Genomic DNA, 7,680 nt, shown 5'->3' with positions numbered 1-7,680 from the left:
ACGGTGCTTTACCAACGCACCAAAGGTGACAAGTTCGTCCCGGGCGATGACCCGCAGTCGCGAAAGACGGACGCCGTTCAAGTGTATTCGCTCGCCGAGCTGGCACGTGATTCGAATCGGCGAGTTCCCGAGAAGCATCCGAATCCCAATCCGGGTTACCCGGTGAACTGGTGGCACGTCGAGGGGGTGAATGCGCTAGGTCAGCCGATCGACGGTTGGGTGTGCGACTTCAACTTCCCCGGCGGGCGGGTGACGCTGGAGTTTGCGCAGAAGTGGGTCGATTTCGAGTGTCTGGCGGAAGACCACGATCCCACACATACGATTTTCGCGACGACCCGGAAGTGGGCGGATTACGCGAGCGGCGCCGATGCTGCGGACCTTGCTTCGCGTTCGAACATCAGTCCATTGATGCTTAAGGTGTATGACGCCCTGTTCAAGAAAGGCGACGGCAAGCAAGCGGCTGATGAACTATGCACATTGTCGCAGACCGAGCGTGGCGGATATCCGTGGCTGATGCAGGCGGCGTCCCGGTTGATTGTGAAGCACGAAAGCGAATGGGCGAATCCATCGAAGTGGAAGCAGTTGATCGCCGAGTTGGAGAAGCAGGCGGGGCCCAAGGAGCAGCACGGCGAAGAGCAAAAGCGGATCGATATGCTCGCATGGTGGGATGACGTGAAGGCTCATGTCCCCACATTTCCGTCCCCGGATGTCTTTCATTTTAATCCAATTGGCTTGGCTGGGAATTTTTCGCGAGAACCGGAGGTTATTACACTTGAAATGCTTGCGGCTGTCGATCCAAATGGCAATAAAAACTACCATAGGCAGATCCTTCCCGCGCTCAATAAATACGCAAAAGGTTATCGGGTAACTACGCCAAAGAGAATTGCTCATTTTCTCTCGCAAATCGCCGTTGAAAGTGGCTTTAAGAATATCGAGGAAGGGCTTTCATATTCTTCGAAGAGAATGAAGCAGATTTTTGGATGCAACCCTGCACCAAAGGGCAAAAAAAAGTATAGCGAAGTAGATGGGGATATTGTTTGCAATTTCGGACGAATGCGGGATAAGTTGTGGACCGAGACTAGCAAATATGAGCACAATCCAAAAAACCTCGCAAGCTATGTCTATGGCGATCGACATAAAAATGGTAATGAAGAGTCCGGCGATGGTTATAAATACCGCGGTAGAGGGTTGATACAAACAACATTTAAAGGCAACTACATGGTGCTTACGGATGAGCATAATCGACGCTTCCCGGATGATCAACGTGACTTCGTGGAAAACCCGGATCTTGTTCTTAGCGATTTGGAGTATGGGATAGAATCGGCCTTTGTTTACTGGGCTGTTACTGGAGACGTAAATAGAATTGCAGATTCCGGGAATGTCCTTGCGGTCTCGAAGGTGGTGAACGGTGGAAAAATTGGGTATTCAGAGCGCCTTGCTGCCTACAACAATGTGGCGCCAATTCTTGGGCTAAAAAACGAGGTGGCGTAGAATGTTTCCCCCAAAACTGTTGGTGGCGAGCGCAATGTCGCTCCTTCTCCCGTTCAGCGCATATGGGGGTGAACTTGTCTCGAATTGCCCGAACGTAAATATAAATAACAGCGTTTTTGATGCCTCGGCGCTGGGGCGTAATTCTCGGATCTCCATAGAAAATGGCACACCCGAATATCCGATTGTTCTCGATCTTTACCAGTCGACAAAATATGGGTGTGAGAAAGCTGAATTTGCGCGATATTCTGTTGAGGGAGGGGTGCCGACGGTTGAGTCAATATTTTTTATGTCTCTTGATGGTCGCGTCAATGTATTCTCCATTGTTGCGTGGGATATAAACAGCCGCGGCGATGGAACCTATGGCCGGCTCTATCAGGTGTATGCCTATTTTTTTGATAAAAATGGAGTGCTAATTGAAAATGACCGTGTTTCTCAAGATGAAGCCATGACTGGGATCGATGGATATGCTCAGGGCGCGGAGTCAAAGTTTCGATACAGAACGGCTTCTGACGTCAAGAAATACTGGCGCCATGGATCGAGATAGATGAAGGTGGCGAGTTTGGTTGGTTATCAAACAGTTGACGGGCGGACTTTCGATGCAAAGCAATTCGATGCTCAATCTGCGTGGAAACTCAGCTTTACTGTGGGCGATGTAAGCACCTTCGCGGGATGCTATAGGATTTCAAATGATTCGTAGATCCCTATTTTTGTTCTTAGCGGTACTGCCCGCGTGCGTGCAGGCCCAGGTTAGTGTGTCGGGTGAATTAAGTGTTTTACAGTATGCCGATCGCGGGCACAACGCCTACCAATCTCTTCATTTTAAACGGTCAGATGGCGCGACGTTTACCCCTTTCGATGAAGGATTGAGATTCTATGAGTCCGACATGAACAGTTTGTCTCCGGACAAACGGTACTCGATCGTGAATTTTTTCGCTGAGGGAGATCTCACTAATTCAAGCGGTGTGTCTTTGCATTCCGAGTATATGTGTGCCTTCGTACGTATGAAGGACGGTTGAGTTGTGCACGTGGCGCAAGACGCAGTCTGTGGGGGAGAGTGGCGACCGCCTCACCAGTGGTCTGTCAACATTGAGCCGATCTTCGATAATCCACCTAATGTAACCGACATCTATGCCGCTTACTCATCGAAACACAAAGCCGGATACCAAATTTCGCGGCCGCCAATCTTGGCATATTTGGCAGAGGGTACCGCATTTGACAATCTGCTTGCGTGCGATCCCCCAAGTGCAGGTAACAGAAGTGTTTATTCGAAATTACTTGTTCAATTACAGTAGGATGAAGACATCGAAAACGCCGACAAGCTGAAGAAGATTTTGACTGGCGGCCAGAATGGCAATTCTATCCACGTAACATCGACGGAGTCGGGTGCCTGGGTGGAGCATGCAGTGATTTCAAAGAAGGCATATCTATATGCAATGCCTAATAAATCGTCATTTACCGGGGCCTATCTCGTGAAAGGTGATTCGGTATTCGTGAATGAATCTAGCTCGTCGACGGGCTTTGTGGTGTCAAGGTATCGTCAGAAGAACAGTAACGTTATCGAACGATGGATTCGTTGTGAAGATGTGAGTGCGTGTTTCTCGGGTAATTGACTCATTGGGTCCTAATTCCATATTTGATATTTTATTAAGGTGTGCGATGTTCGGTTGCGTTAATGAGCCGGTAAGCGAGCTTGCTGCAATTGTGGGCAATGACACGAATGGCCGTGGCAGGCGCGTCGATAATTTCAAGGAAATAAACGGCCGCGGGGATTTCAATTGATTTGTCGATCGCTACATGTGTCAGCTGGTCTTCTTGGTGTAATTCTTGGATGTCAAGTAGTTAATGCCGATGAGATTACATTGTGCCAGCCACATGAGGAAGTCTATTTCAGTTGTCCGATTGATGGGAAAGTAGTCTCGTTGTGCGCATCGGGGAATATTGCACCAGACAATGGGTACGTGCAGTACAGATATGGAGTGCCGGGTCGTGTCGAGCTTCAGTTTCCGGAAAAACCAAACCCTCCGAGGAATTTATTCGATATTATCGATATTTCAGTGGGAAATTTGAACTTTACACACATAAAATTCATGGCCGGAGCATACGGCTACGTAATTTATCAAGGTTCACCAAGTGGGGTGTATGTAAAAAGGCACGGGGGCCTTATATCAAATCATATGTGCGCACCGGGAATTTATCAGCAGCTAAATCAACGAGTATTTCGTGGATTAAGAACGAATTCATCTGTAGATGGTGTAGATGACTGACTGCATGCTTTTCCCTTCTTCGTGTCGGGTTTGAAAACTCTCTAAAATCGATGAAAAATCTCGCATATGAAGGCGACGCAACGAGCCACGGCGGCAAGATCCTGACCGGCTCGGATCGCATCAAGGTAAAGGGTCGCCGAGCCGCACGCGTCGGTGACAAGGTCTCATGCCCGATCCACGGCGATAACGAAATCGTCGAAGGTAGCGGCAGGATGAGAGATGGCACGACGCTGCTATCGCGCGACGGCGATCACACGCGGTGTGGCGCGGAACTGATTGCGTCGACCGACGGGGCGCGGGTTCGCTAAGCGATGCCTGTCGATTTCAATCGCGTGCCGCCGCGGGTGGCGGTGCCGCCTCCGCCTCAGGTCTCGATGATCATCTGGACCGTCCTGCTGGTGCTTGTGATGGCCGCGGGCGCGGGTCTGGCGATCATGCTCTGGCCAGCGGGCCGTCCGACCAACACGCTGTGGTTCGGATTCTGCGTCGCGGGTTACCCCTTTCTGGTTTGGGCTTTTGCGCTGTTCGCATGGTTCGGATACGGGTACGCCCGCCGTAACCAGGCGCTTGCGACGAACCGGATCAGCGACGAAGCGGATCAGGCCTGCCATGCGTTGGCGGCCAGACCGCTGGCGATACTGGGTCATGCCTGGTGTTTCGCCGCCAACGATTCGGAGAACGCGCTCGAGAGCATCCTGAACGGAAGCGCACTGTCGACACGGCGGCCAAGTGGCGCAGTCGCGGATAGCGACGTCCATGCACGTTGGCTCGACATCCCCGATCTGCGTTTTCTCCCCGGGAACGAACTTGTCGAACATGCGCGCCATCATGCGATAGGTATGTGGTTGCTCGAACGTTTGATCGACGATCTCCTGCCGCAGCTCCGCGCGCTTCCACCACGAACGCAGCTTCAGGTCGAGCTACAGCACCGGTCCAGAATGAAGTCCGAGATCGTCGAGACTCGGATACGGGAGTTGATCGCTGAACGCGTCCCTGTCTTGAAGGTCGACATGAAGTCTGGAGAGCGCACGTCCTCCCTCTTTCGAACGGACGCGTGGTTCGACAAGCGAGACGTCAACACGGCGCACCTGCTCATCGCCGTTGAGCTTCGCGATGCCGTCAGTACCGTCCTGTCGGGTGGTGTTGCAGAGGCGGGCGTGGCCCTGCTCGTGGGGGACTCGCGACTTACGTCGACGGCAAATTCCGTCGGGCTACGGTTGCATCGTCCTGCCAAGGACTCGCTTGATGCTGCCGCCCGGACGGTCGGACTGGCTGCTCGCTGGGGGCAATCTCCGCTCGACCATTTGCGCACAGTGTGGACACACGGCCTGACGAGTGAAAGCGTCGGCGCGGTTCGGCAGGCCGCGCCGTTTTCCGGTGAGACGCATTGGAATGTGCTCGAGGCGTCAGTCGGTGATTGTTCGGGTGCGGGACCGTGGCTTGCCGTCACCCTTGCCGCAGAAAGTGCCCGGATAACGGGCGACTCGCAAATGGTGCTGTGTGGCGACGGAAGAGATTTGATCGCCCTCGTGTGCAGAAAACAGACATGAACGACAACAAGAACGACACCAAGACTCGACCGGCGGGCCTCTTTATTGGCATCGCGGCCGCCATCGTCTTCCTTGCACTCGGTATCGCAGTGTTGGTGGAAGGGCCTCGGCATGGCTGGTCCCTTGAGATACGAATCATCATCGAGCTTATTCTGTTCTCGGTCTTGCTGGTGGTGATCCTGCTGGTCAAGTACCTGGAGGGAGTGCTGCTTTGGATCGCATCGTTGAAAGCTTCCCGCTGGTTCGCCCGATACGACGCTGGTCAGCGTGCAGTGTCGGTTGACCCCAACGATCAAAGCCAACCGCCAGGACAGGCCGACCGGGCTGCTGCGCTACGCAATACGCTGCGTGACTACCACGGATCGCGCTGGCGCTATCGCGCACGATGGGTACTGATTGCCGGCGATGAACCACTCGTGAAGCGTCTCGCGCCGGGTCTGATCGAAACCGGCTATGCGATCTCCGGCGAAACAGTCCTGTTGTATGCAAAGCAGACGAGCAGCACACTCGACACCGCGTGGCTCGACGAGATCCGCCGCCTGCGCCGCCGCCGTCCGGTCGATGCAATCGTCGCAGTCACACGTAACCGCAATTCCGTCGATACCCCATTCGACACCGACAATCTGTCGCAACGGCTCGCACGCCACGCGCGTGCGCTCCGCTGGGCCGCGCCGGTCTATCTGCTCAATGTGACGGATTTCGGCAGCGAGACGTCGAGTCCGGACGAGGCGATCGGCTTCACCTGGTCCGACGCGCGCGTCAGCTCGGATGCGCTCGATGCGTCGCTGCAAGACCTCTCCGACAACTTGGCGGATGCCGGTGTCGTGCGTCTGACGAAGGATGCCGGCGACCGCTTTCCCGCTGAGCTGTCGCAGCACATTTCGAACCTCGGAAGTGCGCTGTCGCGTCTGGTGCTACAAACGTCCCAATCAGGCATCTGGCGGCACGCGATCCACGGCCTTCTGTTTGCACCGCTATCCAGGGAACGGGAACCGGCACCGCCGCAGGCACCGGCCATCACAAACGATGACGACCCGCCGCACTGCACGATATGGCAAACCGTCGCCGATCACAGCCGCAAGATCCATGGTCGCCGCGTAGGCTTCTCTCTGTCGACCGCGGTTGCATGGTTCACAACCGGCCTGATCGGCTGCTGGATTGCCGGCACAATGCTGTCCGGCTTCGTCAACCGCGCAACGATCCAGAGCACAGCGGACACGATCGCTAACCTCTCGACGGTTCAGGACCACACAAAGGAGTTGCAAGCCCTGAACACTTTGGGCCAACAGATCGACACGCTCGAAGTCCATCAGCGCGAAGGCGCACCCTGGTCTTCGCGATTCGGTCTGAATCGCGACAGCGCACTCCTCGACGCGTTGTGGCCGAGCTACGCCGGCGCGGCTAACCGCATCCTCATCGCCCCGATTCGCCAGAAGCTCGAAGCGCGCCTGCAACAGCTCGCATCGCTGTCCGACGCTCAAATCGCCGATGGTGGCGACGCGCAGACCCAGGCCGCCTACGACACGCTCAAGGCCTACCTGATGCTCGCGAAGCCGGAGCGCGCCGTCGCGGCTTTTCTGACGCCCCAGCTTGCCGCGACAGCCGTGCCTGCACGTCCGTCCAACTCATCCTTGTCGCCGGGCGCCTGGGAAGACCTGCGTCTGCACGCTATCGCATTCTTCGCCAACCATCTCGGCCGCGCCCCCGCATCCAATGCATCCGCGTTCGCAATCACGCAGGACGGCAACCTGATTGCATCCGCCCGCCAAACGGTGATCGGTGTGCGGGGCATCCAGAATTCGACGGACGCGCTCTACCAGCAGATCATCGACGAAGCGACGCCGAAGTATCCGCCGGTCTCTCTCGCGACGTTGCTCGGCGACACGACGAGTCGAGGCCTGTTCAATACGACCGCGACCGTTCCGGGCGTTTACACGCGTGCGGCATGGGAGGAGCGCATCTCGAAGGCGATCGACGACGCAAGCGCGAAGCGCGACGTGTCTGGTGATTGGGTGTTGCGCCATGAAGGAAACGCCGTTGGCGCATCCGACAACAACGACAGTAACCTCCCTCCACCAACATTGAAAACCGAACTGCGCCAACGCTACTTCGACGACTACGCGCGCGCATGGGCGCTGTTCCTCAACAGCTTGCGCTGGCAATCCGCGCCGACGCTGTCGGCCACGGCCGACCAATTGACACTGCTCGGCGATTCGCAACGTTCGCCGCTCGTCGCGCTGATGAACGCGATCGTCTACCAGGCAGGCGCGGGCGCAAGTGCACAGTCACTCTCCGAGAGCCTGATCAACAAGGCGCAACAACTGGTCGGCGCCGACGAAAAGGATCCGTCGAAGCAGGCTCAACCGCAGCTTGCG

The 7,680-nt window shown here is 55.6% G+C and carries 5 protein-coding genes; all 5 read left to right on the top strand.

Going from position 1 to position 7,680, the window contains the following annotated elements; genetic code table 11:
- The coding region (locus tag AC3IFE_RS18405) for a glycoside hydrolase family 19 protein (protein WP_489191473.1) at positions 1 to 1,491 on the top strand (1,491 nt) is incomplete at its 5' end.
- Positions 1,492 to 1,525: 34 nt separating this feature from the next.
- Positions 1,526 to 2,035 carry a hypothetical protein gene (locus AC3IFE_RS18400; RefSeq protein WP_144030124.1) on the top strand — a complete coding sequence of 170 codons (510 nt, stop codon included), beginning with the start codon at positions 1,526 to 1,528 and terminating at the stop codon, positions 2,033 to 2,035.
- Positions 2,036 to 3,805: 1,770 nt separating this feature from the next.
- Positions 3,806 to 4,063 (top strand): PAAR domain-containing protein, encoded by a 258-nt coding sequence (locus AC3IFE_RS18395; protein WP_089468911.1) that lies wholly within the window; start codon positions 3,806 to 3,808, stop codon positions 4,061 to 4,063.
- Positions 4,064 to 4,129: 66 nt separating this feature from the next.
- Positions 4,130 to 5,305, top strand: a complete 1,176-nt coding sequence (locus tag AC3IFE_RS18390; RefSeq protein ID WP_256979690.1) for a hypothetical protein — start codon at positions 4,130 to 4,132, stop codon at positions 5,303 to 5,305.
- Positions 5,302 to 7,680 (top strand): ImcF-related family protein (locus AC3IFE_RS18385; RefSeq protein ID WP_489191471.1); only part of this gene is annotated, 2,379 nt, incomplete at its 3' end. The genes AC3IFE_RS18390 and AC3IFE_RS18385, both read left to right, overlap by 4 nt.

The sequence above is a fragment of the Burkholderia sp. APQ4-4ca genome (genome assembly GCF_057837105.1).
The sequence above is the reverse complement of the archived record's forward strand: the minus strand, read 5'-3'. Positions and strand labels throughout refer to the sequence as shown.